Source organism: Xanthobacter aminoxidans, assembly GCF_043193615.1.
In the GTDB taxonomy this organism is placed as follows: domain Bacteria; phylum Pseudomonadota; class Alphaproteobacteria; order Rhizobiales; family Xanthobacteraceae; genus Xanthobacter; species Xanthobacter aminoxidans.
In genome coordinates this window covers 607,607-625,468 of the sequence record NZ_JBAFUS010000002.1, presented here as the reverse complement: position 1 = coordinate 625,468, position 17,862 = coordinate 607,607, and the positions used below count along the sequence as shown (strand labels likewise).

Annotated in this window: 18 protein-coding genes; 9 read left to right on the top strand and 9 right to left on the bottom strand. The window is 70.1% G+C overall.

The genetic code is table 11. The features are described 5' to 3' along the window. Positions 1–133: 133 nt before the first annotated feature. Together V5F74_RS11915 and V5F74_RS11910 are read right to left on the bottom strand one after the other, a co-directional pair. Positions 134–1,147 carry an amino acid ABC transporter substrate-binding protein gene (locus V5F74_RS11915; protein WP_029559042.1) on the bottom strand — a complete coding sequence of 338 codons (1,014 nt, stop codon included), beginning with the start codon at positions 1,145–1,147 and terminating at the stop codon, positions 134–136. A 38-nt stretch (positions 1,148–1,185) separates the two neighbouring features. Next, on the bottom strand, positions 1,186–1,818 hold the full coding sequence (locus V5F74_RS11910; RefSeq protein WP_250168690.1) for a L,D-transpeptidase: 633 nt from the start codon (positions 1,816–1,818) through the stop codon (positions 1,186–1,188). Between the two features lie 457 nt (positions 1,819–2,275). On the opposite strand from V5F74_RS11910, the gene thrS reads away from it, so the two are divergent. After that, a complete protein-coding gene (gene thrS, locus V5F74_RS11905) occupies positions 2,276–4,252 on the top strand; it encodes a threonine--tRNA ligase (RefSeq protein ID WP_394008238.1) in 1,977 nt (658 codons plus the stop codon). 64 nt (positions 4,253–4,316) lie between these two features. Here the strand turns inward: thrS and V5F74_RS11900 are convergent, their stop codons facing one another. The 3 genes from V5F74_RS11900 to V5F74_RS11890 form a co-directional block, all read right to left on the bottom strand. Further along, the gene (locus V5F74_RS11900; protein WP_394008236.1) at positions 4,317–5,006 is read right to left on the bottom strand and encodes an outer membrane protein; all 690 of its coding nucleotides are present in this window, start codon (positions 5,004–5,006) and stop codon (positions 4,317–4,319) included. A 169-nt stretch (positions 5,007–5,175) separates the two neighbouring features. Then, positions 5,176–5,538 (bottom strand): c-type cytochrome, encoded by a 363-nt coding sequence (locus V5F74_RS11895; protein ID WP_394008234.1) that lies wholly within the window; start codon positions 5,536–5,538, stop codon positions 5,176–5,178. Positions 5,539–5,570: 32 nt separating this feature from the next. Next, on the bottom strand, positions 5,571–6,566 hold the full coding sequence (locus V5F74_RS11890; RefSeq protein WP_394008898.1) for a hypothetical protein: 996 nt from the start codon (positions 6,564–6,566) through the stop codon (positions 5,571–5,573). 267 nt (positions 6,567–6,833) lie between these two features. Between V5F74_RS11890 and V5F74_RS11885 the strand changes: the two genes are divergently transcribed. Beyond that, entirely contained in the window at positions 6,834–7,409 is a 576-nt protein-coding gene (locus V5F74_RS11885) for a nitroreductase family protein (protein WP_394008232.1), read from the top strand. Positions 7,410–7,625: 216 nt separating this feature from the next. Here V5F74_RS11885 and V5F74_RS11880 read toward each other — a convergent pair whose 3' ends face one another. Both V5F74_RS11880 and V5F74_RS11875 read right to left on the bottom strand, forming a co-directional pair. Then, a complete protein-coding gene (locus V5F74_RS11880) occupies positions 7,626–8,585 on the bottom strand; it encodes a site-specific tyrosine recombinase XerD (protein ID WP_394008230.1) in 960 nt (319 codons plus the stop codon). Then, positions 8,582–8,725 (bottom strand): hypothetical protein, encoded by a 144-nt coding sequence (locus tag V5F74_RS11875; protein ID WP_024278335.1) that lies wholly within the window; start codon positions 8,723–8,725, stop codon positions 8,582–8,584. Before V5F74_RS11875 ends, V5F74_RS11880 begins: the two co-directional genes overlap by 4 nt. A gap of 188 nt (positions 8,726–8,913) precedes the next feature. On the opposite strand from V5F74_RS11875, the gene fae reads away from it, so the two are divergent. From fae to V5F74_RS11860, 3 genes are all read left to right on the top strand, one after another. Further along, positions 8,914–9,453 carry a formaldehyde-activating enzyme gene (gene fae, locus V5F74_RS11870; protein WP_394008228.1) on the top strand — a complete coding sequence of 180 codons (540 nt, stop codon included), beginning with the start codon at positions 8,914–8,916 and terminating at the stop codon, positions 9,451–9,453. Between the two features lie 241 nt (positions 9,454–9,694). Next, positions 9,695–10,276, top strand: a complete 582-nt coding sequence (locus V5F74_RS11865) for a sigma-70 family RNA polymerase sigma factor (RefSeq protein WP_250168684.1) — start codon at positions 9,695–9,697, stop codon at positions 10,274–10,276. Next, positions 10,273–10,968, top strand: a complete 696-nt coding sequence (locus V5F74_RS11860) for a ChrR family anti-sigma-E factor (RefSeq protein WP_394008227.1) — start codon at positions 10,273–10,275, stop codon at positions 10,966–10,968. Before V5F74_RS11865 ends, V5F74_RS11860 begins: the two co-directional genes overlap by 4 nt. A gap of 152 nt (positions 10,969–11,120) precedes the next feature. Here V5F74_RS11860 and V5F74_RS11855 read toward each other — a convergent pair whose 3' ends face one another. Then, entirely contained in the window at positions 11,121–11,660 is a 540-nt protein-coding gene (locus tag V5F74_RS11855) for a DUF2244 domain-containing protein (protein WP_394008225.1), read from the bottom strand. 22 nt (positions 11,661–11,682) lie between these two features. On the opposite strand from V5F74_RS11855, the gene nth reads away from it, so the two are divergent. Further along, entirely contained in the window at positions 11,683–12,645 is a 963-nt protein-coding gene (gene nth, locus V5F74_RS11850) for an endonuclease III (RefSeq protein ID WP_394008223.1), read from the top strand. Between the two features lie 285 nt (positions 12,646–12,930). Here nth and V5F74_RS11845 read toward each other — a convergent pair whose 3' ends face one another. Then, positions 12,931–14,730, bottom strand: a complete 1,800-nt coding sequence (locus tag V5F74_RS11845) for an ABC transporter ATP-binding protein (RefSeq protein WP_394008221.1) — start codon at positions 14,728–14,730, stop codon at positions 12,931–12,933. Between the two features lie 465 nt (positions 14,731–15,195). On the opposite strand from V5F74_RS11845, the gene V5F74_RS11840 reads away from it, so the two are divergent. The 3 genes from V5F74_RS11840 (at position 15,196) to V5F74_RS11830 (ending at position 17,844) form a co-directional block, all read left to right on the top strand. Beyond that, a complete protein-coding gene (locus V5F74_RS11840) occupies positions 15,196–15,456 on the top strand; it encodes a zinc-finger domain-containing protein (protein WP_024278328.1) in 261 nt (86 codons plus the stop codon). 169 nt (positions 15,457–15,625) lie between these two features. Then, positions 15,626–16,813: an FAD-dependent monooxygenase gene (locus tag V5F74_RS11835; protein WP_394008219.1), complete on the top strand. Its 1,188-nt coding sequence runs from the start codon at positions 15,626–15,628 to the stop codon at positions 16,811–16,813. Between the two features lie 530 nt (positions 16,814–17,343). Beyond that, a complete protein-coding gene (locus tag V5F74_RS11830) occupies positions 17,344–17,844 on the top strand; it encodes a GNAT family N-acetyltransferase (protein ID WP_024278326.1) in 501 nt (166 codons plus the stop codon). Positions 17,845–17,862 lie beyond the last annotated feature (18 nt).

Here is a 17,862-nt window from a genome sequence, read left to right as displayed (position 1 = left end):
CACGCCTTCAAGGCAGGTCGATGCCGGAACGAAAACGCCGCGCTCACATCCCTGCGAGCGCGGCGTTTCGAATCGTAAGCTGGACCAGAAGCTTAGCCGCAGGGATCAGCGCACCGCCGATCCCGGCACCCGATCAGCGCACCGGCGGGGCGTACTGGATGCCGCCCATGCTCCAGAGCTGGTTGATGCCGCGCGGGATGCCCAGCTTGGAGGCGGCGCCCACGTTGCGCTCGAAGCTCTCGCCGTAATTGCCCACCGCCTTGACGATGCGCACGACGAAGTCCTTCGTCACGCCCAGCTCCTCGCCGTAATTGCCCTCATTGCCCACGAGGCGCTTCACCTCGGGCTTCTGGGACTTCAGCGCGGCGTCGATGGTGTTGGTGGCGACGCCGAGTTCCTCGGCGTTGATCATCGCGTACACCGTCCACTTCACCAGGTTGAACCACTGGTCGTCGCCCTGGCGGACGACGGGGCCGAGGGGCTCCTTGGAGATGACGTCGGGCAGCACGATGTGGTCACCGGGCTTGGCCATGGTGAGGCGCAGGGCATAGAGCTGCGACACGTCGGTGGTGAGCGTGTCGCACTTGCCGTCCTCGTAGGCCTTCACCAGCTCGCCGGAGGTGGGCAGCGTCACCAGTTCCAGCGTCATGCCGTTGGCGGCGAAATAGTCCTTGGTGTTGCTCTCGGCGGTGGTGCCCGCCTGGACGCAGACCTTGGACTTGTCGAGTTCCAGGGCGGACGTGACCTTGCGGGCGTCGCGCACCAGGAAGCCCTGGCCGTCATAATAGTTGATGGCGGCGAAGAGCAGGCCGAGCTTGGCCTCGCGCTCCAGCGTCCAGGTGGAGTTGCGCGAGAGCACGTCGATCTCGCCCTTGGTGAGGGCGGGGAAGCGCTCGTCCGCGGTCAGCGGCACGTACTTCACCTTGTTCGGGTCGTCGAAGATGGCCGCCGCCATCGCCTTGCAGACGTCGACGTCGAAGCCGGTCCACTTGCCGGAGGCGTCCTGGGCGGAGAAGCCGGGGAGGCCCTTGGAGACGCCGCAGACCAGTTCGCCGCGGTCCTTCACGGTCTTGAGGGTCTGCGCCGTTGCCGCCGTTGCGCCGAGCGCAAGGGCCGCGCCGGCCAGTAGGGCCAGGATCGTCTTCATGAAGTCCCCCAGTGAAAATGTGTCGGAAAGGGCCGCTCTCAGAGAGCGGCCTGCTGGCGAACCACGACCTTCGTGCCCACCGGGACACGGCTGTAGAGGTCGATGATCTCGCTGTTCACGAGGCGGAAGCAGCCCGAGGACACGGCGTAGCCGATGGTCTGCGGCTGGTTGGTGCCGTGGATACGGTAGACAGTGCCGCCGATGTAGAGCGCGCGGGCGCCCATCGGGTTGCCGGGGCCGCCGGCCATGAAGCGCGGCAGGTAGGGCTGGCGCTGGATCATCTCGGACGGCGGGGTCCAGTCCGGCCACTCGGCCTTGCGCTCGATGGACTTGAGGCCCGACCACTGGAAGCCGTCACGGCCCACGCCGATGCCGTAGCGCATGGCGCGGTTGTCGCCCTGCACCAGGTACAGGAAGCGCTCGTTCGTGTGGATCACGATGGTGCCGGGCTTCTCGGTGGTGCGGAAGTACACCGGCTGGTGGCGGAACTGCGGGTCGAGCTGGGCGACGTCGTCATCCGGCGCAGTGAGGCCCGGCTGCTCGTCGATGTCCATCACCGCGCCGGGGCCGCCGCGCGGGCCGACCTGGGCGCTGGCGCCGGTCGCAAAGGCAAACACGCCCACCTGAAGCAGGGCGGCGAAGGTCAAGGTCTTGATCGTCACAGGCATCATGCCGGCCTCTTCTAGACGCATCCCGGGCTATGAACCCGGTCGAGCGGTGTCCTCCCGATCGTGCCGCCCCCAAGGCGCCCCGACCGGTTTCCCACCCCGCGTGACCCGCCCTGCCTTCCGAAAAAAGGCCCTCCCTGGACCTTTCCGGAACGACGCCGGCATGGCGAACACTCACGACCCCGCATTCCGATTAGCCGAGGCCGCGCGCGAGGGAAAGGGGGGACGCAGCCGAAGCACTGAAGCATTTTGGTCCTGAAGGATTGCTGAACGGTATCCGGAGCGTGGATCGCGCGTTTTTCCGGGTCCGGAGCTGTCGCCGGCCTTGCAGGGGCGCCCGGTTCGGCCCCGGCGTCGGGCGGCGCGCTTTACGCGGCGCCACGGCCTCGCCTAAAAGGGCGCGCTTAACGAAAAGGCCTACCTGCGAGGTGCGCAGGAGTGGGCCGCAAGGAGCTTTGACATGATTTCCCTGACCTTCCCCGACGGCGCCAAGCGCGATTATGCCGAGGGGACGTCCGGCGCGGACATCGCCGCCGCCATCTCCAAATCCCTCGCCAAGAAGGCCGTGGCCGTCACCCTCGACGGGGAACTGGCCGACCTCGCCCAGCCCATCACCCGCGACGCGAAGCTCGAGATCGTCACCCGCGACGATCCCCGCGCGCTGGAGCTGATCCGGCACGACTGCTCGCACGTGATGGCGGAAGCGGTGCAGGAGCTGTGGCCGGGCACGCAGGTGACCATCGGCCCGGTGATCGACAACGGCTTCTATTACGACTTCGCCCGCAACGCCCCCTTCACCTCGGAAGACCTGCCGGTCATCGAGGCGAAGATGCGCGAGATCATCGCCCGCGACCGCCCCTTCACCAAGGAAGTGTGGACGCGCGAGGAGGCCAAGCGCGTGTTCGCCGCCAAGGGCGAGAACTACAAGGTCGAGCTGGTCGACGCGATCCCGGAAGACCAGGACGTGAAGATCTACAAGCAGGGCGAATGGTTCGACCTCTGCCGCGGCCCGCACATGCCCTCCACGGGCAAGATCGGCACCGCCTTCAAGCTGATGAAGGTGGCCGGCGCCTACTGGCGCGGTGATTCGAACAACCCGATGCTCACCCGCATCTACGGCACCGCCTGGCAGGACGAGAAGGAGCTCGGCGCCTATCTCCACCGCCTGGAGGAGGCCGAGAAGCGCGACCACCGCCGCCTCGGCCGGGAGATGGACCTCTTCCACTTCCAGGAGGAAGGCCCCGGCACCGTCTTCTGGCATCCCAAGGGCTGGACCCTGTTCCAGGAGCTGGTGGCCTACATGCGCCGGCGGCTGAAGGCCGACTACAGCGAGGTCAACGCCCCGCAGGTGCTCGACCACTCCCTGTGGGAGACCTCCGGCCACTGGGGCTGGTACAGGGAGAACATGTTCAAGGTCCAGTCGGCGGGCGACGAGACCAAGGACGAGCGCGTGTTCGCGCTGAAGCCCATGAACTGCCCCGGCCATGTGCAGATCTTCAAGCACGGGCTGAAGAGCTATCGCGACCTGCCCATGCGCCTCGCCGAGTTCGGCGCGGTGCACCGCTACGAGCCCTCCGGCGCGCTGCACGGGCTCATGCGCGTGCGCGGCTTCACCCAGGACGACGCCCACATCTTCTGCACCGAGGAGCAGATGGCGGCGGAGTGCCTGAAGATCAACGATCTCATCCTCTCCACCTATGCCGATTTCGGCTTCGAGGAGATCGTGGTGAAGCTCTCCACCCGGCCGGAGAAGCGCGTCGGGTCGGACGCCGTGTGGGATCACGCCGAAGAGGTGATGACCCGCGTGCTGGCCGAGATCGAGGCCCAGTCGGGCGGACGCATCAAGACCGGCATCCTGCCGGGTGAAGGCGCGTTCTACGGCCCGAAGTTCGAATACACGCTGAAGGATGCCATCGGCCGTGAGTGGCAGTGCGGCACCACGCAGGTGGACTTCAACCTGCCGGAGCGGTTCGGCGCCTTCTATGTGGATGCGGACGGCCAGAAGAAGACGCCTGTCATGATCCACCGCGCCATCTGCGGCTCCATGGAGCGCTTCACCGGCATCCTCATCGAGCACTTCGCCGGGCACTTCCCGCTGTGGCTCGCCCCGACGCAGGTGGTGGTCGCCACCATCACCTCGGATGCGGATGAGTATGCCGCCGAGGTGGTGGACGCGCTGAAGGCGGCGGGGCTCAGGGCCGAGCTCGACCTGCGCAACGAGAAGATCAACCTCAAGGTGCGCGAGCACTCGCTGGCCAAGGTGCCGGTGCTGCTGGTGGCCGGCAAGAAGGAGGCGGCCGAACGCACCCTCTCCATCCGCCGCCTCGGCTCCAACGCCCAGACCTCGGGGTCTCTGGACGAGGTGATCGCCGCGCTGGTGGAGGAGGCCGTGCCGCCGGACCTCAAGCGCAAGGTGCTGGCCGCCAAGGCGGCGTAAGCTGGATCGCGCGGGCGGGGCTCAGGCTCCGCCCGCCGCACGCCCTGCCCGCCGCGCGCACCGGTCAGAATTTGTAGCCGATGCCCATGCGGATGGCCTGCTGGTTCAGGTCCTGCAGGATCGTGGAATTGGTGCCCACCGAGTTCTCGGAGCTGTCGAAGCCGGTGTAGCGATATTCGAGGCGGGCGGTGAAGTGATCGGAGAGGGCCTGCTCGACGCCAGCGCCCACGGTCCAGCCCGGACGGGTTTCGCTGTAGGCGTGGAACGATTTTCCCAGCCGCCACAGATTGTTGAAGACATCGGCATAGGCGACGCCGCCCGTCACATAGACGAGCGTGCGGTCGAATGCGTAGCCAAGGCGCGCGCGCAGCGAGGCCTGCCAGCTCTCGTCCACCGCATGGCCGTAGAGGTAGTTGGTGAAAGGGCTGGAGAAGGCCGAGGTGCCGGTGACTGCGGACCCTTCGATATCGCCCTCGATGCCGAGCACGATGTGGTCCACCTGCCAGTTGAAGGCGGCATAGGCACCGCCCACGATGCCGTCGGCCCCGGTGGAATAGGCCGGGCATTTGTTGCGGCCCCAGTTGCAATCCTGCCCGCTCGCCTGCGCCCAGGCATATCCGACGTCCAGACCTACAGTGAAGCCGGTCCAGGAAAAGGCCGGCTGCTCCACCGGCGGCGCCGCCAGGGCGCCATGGGAGGCGCCGAGGATCAAGGCGAGCGACGCGACTACGGCGGCGGAAGAACGAGCGCGCATGGGGCGACCTCAAGGGGGGAGACCAACGGGGACTGGAAGACACTGCTGCAACGCAGCGCGTGCAGCATGCGGCCCCACCCGCCCCCCCCCGCAAGGCGGCAGGGAACTTGAGCTGAACAGTTTCGCTTGTGTGTCTTTTGGGAAACGCACGCGCCGGCCGAGGGGCCGATTATTTCCTCAGCGTCGCGAAATAGGCCGCGAGGTCCGCCGCCTCGGCGCGGGTGAGGGAGACCTGCGGCATCTGGGGGTGCGGCTTCAGCAGGCGGAAGGCCAGCCAGGAACCAGACGGAGCGCCGGAGACGTCGCCGTCTCGGGCGGCTATGGCGGCGAAGGTGGGGGCGTCGCTGGCGGCGCTCTGGGGCGCGGTGCCGACCACATGGCAGCTGGCGCACCAGCGCTCGGCGAGCGAGCGCCCGGCTGCGGCGTCGGCGGCGCGGGCGGGCGCGGCGGCGAGAAACGGCGAGGCGAGGCTCAAGGCGACGAGGGCGGGGAGCGCGACGACGCCGGTCGCGCGCAGGACAAGACGCACCATGGGAACCCTCCGGACGGGATGGCGGCCGGGCGTCACTTCGCCAGAACCTCCACCTCCTGATTCTTGCCGGCCTCGACCTTGATGTCGCGGCTGTAATTCTTGCCGTCCTTGCGGGCGATGACGGAATAGTCGCCTTCCGAGAGCACGATGGTCGGGAAGGCGCCGATGGATTCCTTGATGGTGTCGCCGCCGGGCGTGATGACCGTCCACTGGGTGTCGGCCTGCGCCTCGCCGTGGGCCACCTTCACCAGCTTCAGGCTGATCTGCGCCGCCCGGTGGTGGACCGTGGCATCGGTGAGCTTGCCGGGCTGGACGATCACGTCCGCGCGCACCACGGCGTTGGCGTCGCCATAGGTGGAGACCACGTGATAGGTGCCCTCCGGCAGCAGCACCACGTCGCCGGCGGCGGCGCCGCGATAATAAGGCTGGCTGGAGGTGCGGCCCTGCAGGAACGAGCCCTCGAAGATGTCGAAGGTGAGCCTCTGGGCGGGGATCGGCTTGTCGTCCACGTCGGCGGCGAGGCGCAGGGCGCCGGCCGGAAGGTCGAACGCCTGCCGGCGCGAGACCGGCCCCATCTGCACCCGCTGCGCCGTGGTGGCGAAGCCGTAGCTGACGTGAACGATGTAGCCGCCCGGATTGAGGAAGAAGACGGGCGCGTGCTCCGAGCTTTCCGCCACCAGCGGGAAGGCGCCGGTGGAGGCCTCGGGCTGGTCGGCGAAGACGCGCCAGACGAGGCCGCGCGAAATGGGGCCGCCTTCCGCACCGAAACGGGCATAGACGCCCAGCGCCGCCTTGCCGGGAGGGGCCGGCGGCAGCACCGCATGGGGCTCGCGACCCGACGGGCCGGCCTGCGCCGAGGGACCCGGCTGGCCGGGGGGCGGCGGCAGGCCCGGAGGCAGCCCGGTCGGCCGCGCGGCGGGCGGGGTGCCGAACGGCCCGGCGGGCGGCGGCGCGGCGGACGGGCCGAGGAACTGCATGGACTGCGCCGCGGCCGGCCCTGTGCCCGCAACGAGCCCCAGGGGGGCCATCACGGCCCAGAAACCCAGCACAACCACCCGCATCGCGCGCCCGGCCGCCAGCATCCGCGCGGCCGGGGCGGCCGGTCCGGGGCGGCGGAGGCGAGGGAAAGCACGAGCGAAGCGGATCATGCCTCCTGACGTGCACAAAATTCGGGGCGGATTCAAGTCACCCGCCGCGTCAGCCTGCGGCCGGTTGCCGCCGCGCCCGCGCGGTTCCTTCCCGGGTGGGCCCTCTGTAGATTGCCCCGGAACCTTTTCATCGGAAGCCGTTGCCCCATGACTGTTGTGAGCCCCGAGACCATCGCCCTCCTCGCCACCCGCCGCTCCTCGCGCGTCATCGATCTTGTCGCCCCTGGCCCCTCGCTGGAGGAGCTGGACACCATTCTCACCATCGGCGCGCGGGTGCCGGACCATGGCAAGCTCGCCCCCTGGCGCTTCATCGTGCTGGAGGGGGACGGCCGCGACCGGGCCGGCGCCCTGCTGGCGGAGGCGCTCGCGGCATCCGATCCCGGTGTCGGCGAGAAGCGGCTGGAGGATGAGCGCGCCCGCTTCCTGCGCGCGCCGCTGGTGGTGGCGGTGGTGTCGCGCGCCGCGCCGCATGTGAAGATCCCGGAATACGAGCAGCTGCTGTCGGCGGCCGCCGCCTGCCAGAACATCCTCGTCGCCTGCGCGGCGCTGGGCTACGGCGCCACCTGGCTGACCGAATGGACGACCTACGACGCCAACGCCCGCGCGGCGCTGGGCCTCGAAGAGTTCGAGCGCTTCGTCGGCTTCATCTATATCGGCACCGCCACCCAGAAGCTGGAAGACCGCCCCCGCCCGCCCCTCGCCGCCGTGGTGACGCGGTTCTGAGGGGGCGAACACGCATCACCCGCTCTCGCACCCCGGACGCATGCAGCGATAGCGGAATGCGATCCGGGGTCCAGCGCAAGGCGCCGCCGCAGGCGCTTCCTGATCCCGCCGCCCTCGAGCTTTGCCCCGCTGCGCGGGAACTCTTGCGCTGGCCCCCGGATCAGCGCTCCGGCTGCGCCGTCGCTTGTCCGGGGAACCGGGGCGCCTCAGCCCCCCTCACTCGTCCGAAAGCGGATGAAGGTCGCGCACCATGCTCTTGAGGCGTTCGTCGAGAACGTGGGTGTATATCTGGGTGGTGGAGACGTCGGCATGGCCGAGCAGGGTCTGCACCACGCGCAAATCCGCGCCATGCGCCAGAAGATGGCTGGCGAAGGCGTGGCGCAGGACGTGGGGAGAGAGCTTGGCGGGATCCAGCCCGGCCGCCAGCGCCAGCTCCTTCAGGTCGCGCGCCGCCTGCTGGCGGGTGACGTAGCCGCTCTCGCTGGAGGAGGGAAACAGCCAGCGCGACGCCTCCAGCCCCGCCGCCTTGCGCGCGTCGAGATAGGCCGCCATGGCCGCCCGCGCGGGGTCGGAGAGGGGCACGAGCCGCTCCTTGCGGCCCTTGCCGGTGACGAGGATGGCGTCGCCCTTCGCCCGCGCGGCGGCGGCCGGCAGCGAGACGAGTTCGGAAATGCGCAGGCCGCTGGCGTAGAGCAGTTCGACCACGGCGGCGGTGCGCCGGCGCTTCAGCATCTCCGCGCGCGCCTTGGCGAGCGCCTCCCCCTCCGCCGCCGGAACCTCCGCCGCACGCGCGTGGGCGGTCTCGATCAGGGTGGAGACCTCCTCCACCGTGAGCACCTTGGGCAGGGGCCGCCCGCGCCTTGGGCCTTCCAGCACGGCGGCGGGATCATCGCCCCGGTGCCCCTCGGCATAGAGGAAGCGGAAGAACTGGCGCACGGCGGAGAGGCGCCGCGCCACGGTGGTGGCCTTGTAGCCGCGGGCTGAGAGATCGGCGAGCCAGTCGCGGATGGCCTGCGTGTCGGCGGTCGCGATGGCGCGGGGGGCGAGGAAATCGGCGAGGTCGGTCAGGTCGCGCCGGTAGGCGTCCAGCGTGTTGGCACCCGCGCCGCGCTCCACCGCCTGCATGTCGAGGAACAGCGCGAGCGGGCCCTGGGCCGTCGCGCCGGGCGTGGTCATTTGCCGATCTTTTCGGGGGCGACGGTGAAGGAGAGTTCCCGCTCCTGCGGCTCCACCCGTGTGGCGAGCGCCCACAGGGCGGCATAGCCGAGGCCGCCGAGCACGGCCAGCACCACCAGAATGCGGAAGAGCGTGGGCATCGCTGCCTCCATCAGGTGCGGGCGCGAATCGCCCGCGGGCACCCCTCTTTCGCCAGAGGTGCCACGGCCTGCGCCGCCGTTCAAGGCGAGGCGCTGTCCCCATGCCTTTCGGCACCAGCGACGCAGCGTCGCCTTGGACGGGCGGGGCGGCGGGTGCTTTGCTGCCGCCTCCCAACGAGGAGGAAATGATGAGCGACATCTGGTTCAAGGCGGGCGAGGCGACGGTGCTGGCGGCGGACGGGCAGGCGACGGATGCCATGCCGGAAGTGCTGATCGGCTCGGTGCGCGGCCCGGTGGGTCAGGCCTTCGCCTCCATGATGGGGCAGGTGCAGGGCCACACCCGCATGTTCGTGGTGCGCGACCTCAACCAGATGGTGCGCCCCGCGACGATGATGACCACCAAGGCCACCATCCACACCGCCGAATATGTGGAACTGCTGGGCGGCGTGGTGCAGGCGGCCATGGGCGACGCCATCGTCGATTGCGTCAGCGAGGGCATCATCCCCAAGGACCAGGTGGACGAGCTGGCCATGATCATCATGGTGTGGCTGGACCCCCGCTGCGCCGAGGACCCCAACCTCGACAAGGCCGACCTCTACCGCACCAATTACGAGGCGACCAAGCTCGCCATCTCCCGCGCGCTCAAGGGCGAGCCCGCCATCGACGAGCTGATCGCCAACCGCAAGAGCGTGAAGCACTACGCCCTTGAGGGCGTCATCGAGTACTGACGCGCGGTCACGGTGACGTTGGTGGAGCCGGACCCGCCGCTCGGCTAGGGTCCGGCTTGCGCCGGTGGTCAGGGGGCGGGTCCGGACGATTTTTCCGGGCCGGCCCCGTCATCCGCCCGGCCGCGTGCCGCGTATCGAGAGCATGAATGTCGCCGAGCCCAGTCTCATCGTCGAACTGCCGAAGCCGCGTCGCACACGAACGCTGCCCGACGGCGGCATTCGTCCGGGCGGAGCGAGCGCCATGAGCGTCCAGCCTGCGGAGCCACGGGTCGCCGCCTCAGGGGCCGAGCTGAGCGCGCTCATCGTCGCCATCGCCACGCGGGCCGATCGCGAGGCCTTCGGCCGGCTGTTCCGCCATTTCGCGCCGCGGGTGAAATCTTATCTCGTGCGCAGCGGGCTCCCGGCCAATGCCGCCGAGGAGCTGGCGCAGGAAACCCTGCTGACGGTGTGGCGCAAGGCGGCCTATTTCGACCCCACCCGCGCCGCCGCCTCCACCTGGATCTTCACCATCGCCCGCAACCTCTCCATCGACCTCAAGCGCCGCGAGCGCTATGGTGATACCTACAAAGCGGAGACGCACGAGGACGAGGTGGACGAGACCTCGGGCGAGACCATCCTCATGACCGCCGAGCGGGAAGCGCGGGTGCGCGCCGCCCTCGCCAAGCTGTCGGAGGAACAGGCCACCATCGTCCGCCTCTCCTTCTTTCAGGAGAAGCCCCATTCGCAGATCGCGCAGGAGCTGGGCATTCCGCTGGGCACCGCCAAGTCGCGCGTGCGCCTCGCGCTCAATCGTCTGCGCGCTTTGCTGGAAGACCTGAAATGAGTGCTTCGACCCATCCCGGCACCGAGACCCTGCTGCGCTACGCGGCGGGCACGCTGCCGGCCGGTCCCCGTCTGCTGGTGGATGTGCATCTCGACGGCTGCCCCGAATGCCGCGCGATGGTGGCGCGGCTGATGTCCGTCGGCGGCGCGCTGCTGGACGCCTGTGATCCCCTCGCCCTCGCCCCTGATGCCCTCGATCGTGCACTGGCGCGGCTCGACGGCCTCTCCCCACGCCGCAATCCCGTTGCGCTCCATCATGCCGAAGCCGCCGGAGCAACATCGCCGAAGCGCTGGCCGCTGCCCGAGGGGCTGAAGCTGCCACCCGGCGTGGTGCTGCCGCCGGCCATTGCGTCGCGCCGCATCGGCCGTCTGGTGCCGGTGGCGCCCGGCGTACGGCTCGGCCTCGTGCATCTGGAAGAAGACCCGGACGCGCAGGTGCTGCTGTTCCGCATCGCGCCGGGGCGGGCGATTCCCCAGCACACCCATGCGGGGCTGGAATTCACCCACGTCATCTGCGGTGGCTTCAGCGATCCCGATGGCCATTACGGCCCCGGTGATCTGGTGGAATGCGATGGCGACGTGGACCATTCCCCCCGCGTGGACGACGACGGCGAGTGCATCTGCCTCGCCGCCTTCGACGGCCGCATCCGCTTCCGCGGCCTGCTCGGCATGGTGACACGGCCGTTTATCTGAGTGGTTGGGCGTTTCTTCGCTCAGGCGCCGCGCGGGCTTTGGCGTTGCCTCCGCTCAAACGCCGCGCGGGCTTTGACGTTGCCTCCGCTCAAACGCCGCGCGGGCTTTGACGTTGCCTTCGCTCAAACGCCGCGCGGGCTTGGCCCGCCCCCTCAGAAGTGACTACGCGTCACGCCCTTCTTCACCACCGCCAGCGCCTCGGTGAGGTCGCTCGCCAGCTCCGCCTTCTGGACGGGGCCGAGGAAGCGGCCCACGGGCACGGTGCGCTTGCCGCTGATGAGAGCAACATCCAGCGTCCCGTGCTCCTCGTCGTCCTCACGCCACAGGCGGGTCCAGAACGGGTTGAGCCGTGTGGTGGAGGGGCGCCCCGCCGCCGGCTCGCGGCGGATTTCCACGAGGCTGGGCGTGACGAGGATATGTTCGCGCGCCCGGGCCGAGCGGAAGCTGGCGCGGAAGGCGATGTACATCAGCAGCACATCGAGGCCGAAGAAGCCGAAGATCGGCCACGCCCCCATGGCGAGGAAGGCGACGCCCGACACGAAGCTCACCGCCCCGATGCCCGCCATCACCCAGAAGAAGCCGCGCCGGGACAGGGACCGGTGCGGCGCGAGCGTGACCGCATAGACGACGGGCTCGTCGGGAGCCTGCGCGTCCGTCTCGGGTGCGATGTCTCGGTCGCTGGTCTGGGGCATTGCTCGGCAGTATACCCGAAAAATGCCGCGCAGGATCAATCCGCCCAAACCCGCCGTCCTCCCGGAGGCTGACGCCGCCAAGCCCCCGCGCCCAACGCGCGCGACGAAGGGGGCAAAGGTCGCGGCCGGCGCGTCGGGAACCACCGGGAAGGGGGCGAAGGCCCCGGCCAAGGGCAAGGCGGCCAAGGCTCCGGCAAGCGGCACGGCGAAGGCGGCCCCAGCGTCAAAGGCTTCGGGCGGCAAGACGTCTTCCGGGACCAAGCCCACCGGCAAAACCGCCGCCCCCCTCCCCCGCCGCAACAAGGCGGTGGCCAATGCAGCGGCGGCGGTCCACGGCCGCACCGTCTCGCCCTGGTCCGATGCCGAGATCACCGAGGCCTTCACCCGCTTCGAGGCGCAGGACCCGGAGCCCAAGGGCGAGCTGGACCACACCGACGCCTTCACCCTGCTGGTGGCCGTGGTGCTCTCCGCGCAGGCCACCGACACCGGGGTGAACAAGGCGACCAAGGGCCTGTTCGCCGCCGCCTCCACCCCCGCCGCCATGGTGGCGCTGGGGGAGGATCAGGTGGCCCACCACATCCGCACCCTCGGCCTGTTCCGGGGCAAGGCGAAGAATGTGGTGGAGCTGTCCCGCCTGCTGCTGGAACGCCATGCCGGCGTCGTGCCCAGGGACCGGGAGGCGCTGGAGGCGCTGCCGGGCGTCGGGCGCAAGACCGCGAACGTGGTGCTGAACATCGCCTTCGGCGTGCCCACCATCGCCGTGGACACCCACCTCTTCCGCGTCGCCAACCGCACCGGCCTTGCCCCCGGCGCAACGCCGCTGGCGGTGGAGCTGGGGCTGGAGGCGCGCATCCCCGACCGCTTCAAGCTGCACGCCCACCACTGGCTCATCCTGCACGGCCGCTACATCTGCAAGGCGACGAAGCCCGCCTGCAGCCGCTGCCTCATCACCGACCTCTGCCGCTGGCCGGAGAAGAATTTCTGAGGGGTTGGGGGCGGCCTCGCTTTTTTGTCGTCCCATCGCGCCCCGGACCAGCGACGGCGCAGCCGGAGCGCCGAGCCGGGGCCCAGGGGACAGTCCGGCGCAGCCGGCAATGCCCGACCGCCTTTCCGCTTGAGCCGCCTTCGGCGAACTCTTGCGCTGGGCCCCGGCTCGCATTCCGCTATCGCTGCATGCGTCCGGGGCGCGAGGGTGGTGAGGGCACGCCGGCCGCATCACGGCGCCAGTCTTTGGTGGCCTCCCCGCCCGCAGGCGGGAAGGCCTTTCGCATCACGCCGCCAATCCCTTGGCCAGTTCCATGGCCTGCCGCTCGAACAGGCGGCGGTAGAGGCCGCCCTCGCGGCGAACCAGCGCGTCGTGGTCGCCCTCCTCCACGATGCGGCCCCTGTCGAACACCATCAGGCGATCGAGGGAGCGCACCGTGGACAGGCGGTGGGCGATGACCAGGGTGGTGCGCCCCACCATCAGCCGCTCCATGGCGTCCTGGATCGCCGCTTCCGATTCCGAATCGAGGCTGGAGGTGGCCTCGTCCAGGATCAGGATGGGCGCATCCGCGAGGAAGGCCCGGGCGATGGCGATGCGCTGGCGCTCGCCGCCGGAGAGCTTCACGCCCCGCTCGCCCACCAGCGTGCCGTAGCCGCGCGGCAGGCGGGCGATGAAGTCGGCCGCATTGGCCAGCTCCGCGGCCCGCCGGACCTCCTCGAACGAGGCGTCCGGCCGGCCATAGGCGATGTTCTCCATCAGCGAGCGGTGGAACAGCACCGGCTCCTGCTGCACCACGGCGATGGCGCGCCGCAGGGAGCCCTGCGTCACGTCCCGCACGTCCTGCCCGTCCACGGTGACGCGGCCGGCGGTCACGTCATGCATCCGCTGGATGAGCTTGACGAACGTGGTCTTGCCAGAGCCCGAATGCCCCACGAGGCCCACCCGCTCCCCGGCCGGAATGGTGACGGAGAGGTTCTCGTAGAGCGGCTTGTCGTGGCCGCCATAGTGGAAGGTCACGTTCTCGAACGCGATGGCCCCCTCCTTCACCTGCACCGGCACCGCCTTTGGAGCATCGGACACGCCCACGGTCTGGTGGTGGATCTCCACCAGCTCCTCCAGCTCGTTCATGGAGCGCTGGAGATTGTGGACGTGCATGCCGATGTCACGCAGGTAGGAGTGGATCACGAGGTAGGAGGTGAGCACATAGGCCACATCGCCCGCGCTCGCCTGCCCCTGGTGCCACAGCACCAAAGCCGTGCCGATGATGGACGCCTGAAGCGCCACCAGCGCCAGAAGCTGCGCCGTGCCGGCCCAGGTGGCCGCCATCCAGGTGCGGTAGGTGCGGGCGTTCCACTTGCCGAGCACCCGCTCCAGCCGCTCCTCCTCGCGGGCCTCGGCGCCATAGCCCTTCACCACGGCGTTGCAGCCCACCGCATCCGCCAGCACGCCACCCACCCGCGTGTCCCACGCATTGGAGAGGCGCGCCGCCGGGGCGACGTAGTTCAGCGAGAGGGTCAGCGTGAGGCCGATGAAGGCCACCGCCCCCACCGCCACCACGGCGCCCAGCACCGGCCAGTTCCAGCCGAGCAGCAACGCCGTGCCGCCCAGCGCCACCACGGATGGGAACAGCGCCACCAGCAGGGTGTCGTGCAGCACGTCGAGGGACCACATGCCGCGCGAGATCTTGCGCACGGTCGAGCCGGCGAAGGAGGAGGCGTGCCAGTCCGACGAGAAGCGCTGCACCCGCGCGAAGGCGTCGGCCGCCACGTCCGACATCATGCGCAAGGTGAGCCGCACGATGATGAAGTAGGTGGCATGCCGCGCGCTTACCATCGTCACGCCGAGGCCGACGATGGCGAGGAAGGCCATGGTCGCGAGGTGCCAGGCCGTCTCGCGGTCGGCGAGGGACAAAGCGTCGATCAGCCGGCCGGCGAACAGCGGCACCAGCACCTCGGCGAGGGTGGAGACGAGGACGGCGGCCAGAGTGGCCGCGATGATTCCCTTCCGCTTCGCCCAATGGGTGAAGAGGAAGGCGAAGATGGCGCGGAAAGACACCCCGCGCTTGTGGGTCTGGAACAACGACATGACACGATCCGGCCGCGCCGCATGGGGCGCCAGAGGCCGGTCCCTGATTCGAACGGGGACACGCGGCGCATGGCGCCGCAGATGACGGGGTCACGCGGCGCGCGACGCCGCGAAAGGATGAGGACAGGGGCGCGTCAGCGGCTGCCCGCCCCGCGCAGGAGCGCAGGCGGGTGGCGGACCACGGGCCCCTGGATGTCCGAAAAGCTAGCGGCGGAAGCCGGGCTGGCGGGGAATCACATCCGTGCAATGGGCGCGGCGGAGAATGCCGCGTGGCACAGCAGGGGTGGAGAACGTGGTAGTGCTCATGGACGTGACCCCTCCCTGCCGGATGTTGATTCCGCACGGCCCCGGAGCGGGGCGGCGCCTGCGGTATGGACGGCCGATCTGCCGCGGTCCAGACCCTTTCGCAGGCGGCCATGAGACGCTAAGGTCGCGGCGCTTTTTTGGACAAGCATGGGCGGAACCATGGCGGACACCGGCATTCCCCACTTCTGCAACGACCTCGGCGTCACCGTCATCGAGGTGGGCAGCAAGGAATTCATGTGCATCGGTGCGAAGCCGCCCTTCGACCATCCGCACATCTTCATCGACCTCGGCGACGACGACGAGCACGTGTGCCCCTACTGCTCCACGCTCTACCGCTACAACCCGGCGCTCGCCGCCGGCGCGGCGAAGCCGGAAGCGGCCGTGTGGCACGGCGAGCCCGCGGCCAAATCCGCCGCGTGACGCGCCGGCCCGGTAACGGCCCCGCTCACAAGACCTGCGGCCTGACCGCCGCGGAACACCCGTCTGACCCTATCCTCGGCCTGCTGCCCCCTGGCCTGATCCCCGCGGCCTGATCGCCGCCGCAAAGAAAGACTATCCGGCCGGCTCCTTCACGGAGCCGGGTCCTGCCATGGCCGATCCCATCCCCTTCCGGGCGAAACCCCGCACCGCCGCGCGCAGCGCCGTGGTGGTCGGCGCAGGCATCGGCGGGCTCGCCTGCGCCATCGCCCTGCGCCGTGCCGGCCTCACCGTCCAGGTGGTGGAACAGGCGCGCAAGCTGCGCGAGGTGGGCGCCGGCCTCCAGCTCACGCCCAACGCCACCCGCATCATCCGCGAGTTCGGCCTCTTGCCGCGCCTCGAACAGGTGGCGGTCACGCCGCGCTCCCTCGATGTGAGGAGCGGCGCCAGCGGCGCCACCATCACCCGCGCCCATTACGGCCCGGCCGCCGCGCGCTATGGCGCGCCCTTCCTCGTCGTGCACCGCGCCGATCTGCAGAACCTCCTCGCCGAGGCGGCGCAGGCCGAGGGCGTGCTGATCGCGCTCGGGGCCGAACTGACCGCCGTGGAGCCCGCCTTCGGCGGCGTGCGGGCGGTGGTGAAGCAGGGCGAGAATCTCATCGCCCACGGCGCGGACATCCTCGTCGGCGCCGACGGCGTGCGCTCGGCGGTGCGGGCGCATCTCGGCGTCGCGCGGCCACCGGTGTTCGCCCAGCGCCTCGCTTACCGGGCCACCATTCCCGTGCCGGCCCGCCATCCGCCGGACGTGCGGCTCTATATGGGGCGCGATGCGCACCTCGTGGTCTATCCGGTGAAGGGCGGGGCGACGCTGAACCTCGTCGCCATCGTCAAGCACACCGAGCCGGTGGCCCGCTGGAGCGCGCCGGGCGATGGCGCCGCCGTCCACGCCGCCTTCGCCGACTGGGCGCCGGAGGTGCGCGAGCTGCTGAAGGCGGCGCCGCATTTCCTGTGCTGGGGCCTCTACGACATCGATCCCCTGCCCCGCTGGAGCACCGGCCGCGTGACGCTCTTGGGCGATGCCGCCCACGCCATGCTGCCCTTCCTCGCCCAGGGCGCGGCGCAGGGCATCGAGGATGCCGCGGCCCTCGCCCGCGCCCTCCAGAAGGAAACCGACGCCGCCACCGCCCTCAAGGCCTACGAGGCCGAGCGGCTCGGCCGCACCGCGCGCATCCAGTCGGAAGCGCGGCGCAACGGCATGGTCTACCACCTCTCCGGCGCCCCCCGCCTCGCCCGAGACCTGGTGCTGCGCCGGCAGGGCGCGGCGCTGCTGGATCGCTACGCGTGGATTTATAAGGCTTGAGGGGCGGGCCTCAGGCCCACTCATCGCTGCCATCCGCTGATTTCGCGCGTCATCGCCCGGCTCGTCCGGGCGATCCACCCCGCCGCCTGCGCGATGCCCCAAGGATTGCCCCAGCCCATCCGTGGATCGCCCGGACGAGCCGGGCGATGACGGAGCTTTGGGGGGAACAGGCCCTTCCGCCCCCGAACCGCCCGAGCCCCCTCTCCCCTTGCGGGAGAGGGCTGGGGTGAGGGGTGTGGCGCCCTTTGTCCCCAACGCTGCCTAGGTCCGAGCAGCCCCCTCACCCCCGCCCCCTCTCCCGCAAGGGGAGAGGGGAGCCACTGCGGCGGCACTGGCTCTCCGGCGCCCCCGCTGGACCTTCCGCCCGCGCCATGCTATCCGCCCGCCCCATTCTCGTGAGGGGACCATGGGCCTTCGGCTTCAGCGACGACGACCGGACACGCTGCGCATGCGCGCACGCGCCGTCACGCCCGCCTGAAGCCGGCCCGCCGAACTCGCGGGCCTTCTGCCCTGCCTTGCGAGTTTTCCCCATGACCGAGCTTCCCTTGTCCATCGCCGTGGAGACGGCCGCCGACGACGCGGCCATCGACCGGCTGCATGAGCGCACCTTCGGCCCCGGCCGGTTCGCCCGCACCGCCTTCCGCATCCGGGAGCAGACGGGGCACGAGCGCGCCCTCTCCTTCACGGCGCGGGTCGGCACCATGCTGGTGGGATCGGTGCGACTCACGCGGATCTCCATCGGCACCACGCCGGCCCTGCTGCTCGGCCCGCTGACGGTGGAGCCGCCGTTCCAGTCGGTGGGCATCGGCGCGCGGCTGATGGAGCATGCGCTGGACGTGGCGCGGGCGCAGGGCCACCGCCTCGTCGTGCTGGTGGGGGACGAGCCCTATTACGCCCGCTTCGGCTTCCGCCGCGTGCCCTTCGGCCAGGTGACGCTGCCCGGCCCGGTGGACCCCGGCCGCCTCCTCGTGGCCGAGCTGGTCGAGGGCGCCTTCGCCGGCGTGTCCGGCATGGTCAGCGGCAGCCGCTGACACGCGCCGGTTACGCCC

What these genes read in the sequence shown, in the direction of transcription:
- V5F74_RS11835 (WP_394008219.1), top strand. Translation starts at nt 15,626, where the DNA reads ATGGCCGATCCCATCCCCTTCCGGGCGAAACCCCGCACCGCCGCGCGC.
- V5F74_RS11855 (WP_394008225.1), bottom strand. Translation starts at nt 11,660, where the DNA reads ATGCCCCAGACCAGCGACCGAGACATCGCACCCGAGACGGACGCGCAG.
- V5F74_RS11865 (WP_250168684.1), top strand. Translation starts at nt 9,695, where the DNA reads ATGAGCGTCCAGCCTGCGGAGCCACGGGTCGCCGCCTCAGGGGCCGAG.
- V5F74_RS11915 (WP_029559042.1), bottom strand. Translation starts at nt 1,147, where the DNA reads ATGAAGACGATCCTGGCCCTACTGGCCGGCGCGGCCCTTGCGCTCGGC.
- V5F74_RS11840 (WP_024278328.1), top strand. Translation starts at nt 15,196, where the DNA reads ATGGCGGACACCGGCATTCCCCACTTCTGCAACGACCTCGGCGTCACC.
- V5F74_RS11880 (WP_394008230.1), bottom strand. Translation starts at nt 8,585, where the DNA reads ATGACCACGCCCGGCGCGACGGCCCAGGGCCCGCTCGCGCTGTTCCTC.
- fae (WP_394008228.1), top strand. Translation starts at nt 8,914, where the DNA reads ATGAGCGACATCTGGTTCAAGGCGGGCGAGGCGACGGTGCTGGCGGCG.
- V5F74_RS11860 (WP_394008227.1), top strand. Translation starts at nt 10,273, where the DNA reads ATGAGTGCTTCGACCCATCCCGGCACCGAGACCCTGCTGCGCTACGCG.
- nth (WP_394008223.1), top strand. Translation starts at nt 11,683, where the DNA reads ATGCCGCGCAGGATCAATCCGCCCAAACCCGCCGTCCTCCCGGAGGCT.
- V5F74_RS11875 (WP_024278335.1), bottom strand. Translation starts at nt 8,725, where the DNA reads ATGCCCACGCTCTTCCGCATTCTGGTGGTGCTGGCCGTGCTCGGCGGC.
- thrS (WP_394008238.1), top strand. Translation starts at nt 2,276, where the DNA reads ATGATTTCCCTGACCTTCCCCGACGGCGCCAAGCGCGATTATGCCGAG.
- V5F74_RS11845 (WP_394008221.1), bottom strand. Translation starts at nt 14,730, where the DNA reads ATGTCGTTGTTCCAGACCCACAAGCGCGGGGTGTCTTTCCGCGCCATC.
- V5F74_RS11910 (WP_250168690.1), bottom strand. Translation starts at nt 1,818, where the DNA reads ATGATGCCTGTGACGATCAAGACCTTGACCTTCGCCGCCCTGCTTCAG.
- V5F74_RS11885 (WP_394008232.1), top strand. Translation starts at nt 6,834, where the DNA reads ATGACTGTTGTGAGCCCCGAGACCATCGCCCTCCTCGCCACCCGCCGC.
- V5F74_RS11890 (WP_394008898.1), bottom strand. Translation starts at nt 6,566, where the DNA reads ATGGCCCCCCTGGGGCTCGTTGCGGGCACAGGGCCGGCCGCGGCGCAG.
- V5F74_RS11900 (WP_394008236.1), bottom strand. Translation starts at nt 5,006, where the DNA reads ATGCGCGCTCGTTCTTCCGCCGCCGTAGTCGCGTCGCTCGCCTTGATC.
- V5F74_RS11830 (WP_024278326.1), top strand. Translation starts at nt 17,344, where the DNA reads ATGACCGAGCTTCCCTTGTCCATCGCCGTGGAGACGGCCGCCGACGAC.
- V5F74_RS11895 (WP_394008234.1), bottom strand. Translation starts at nt 5,538, where the DNA reads ATGGTGCGTCTTGTCCTGCGCGCGACCGGCGTCGTCGCGCTCCCCGCC.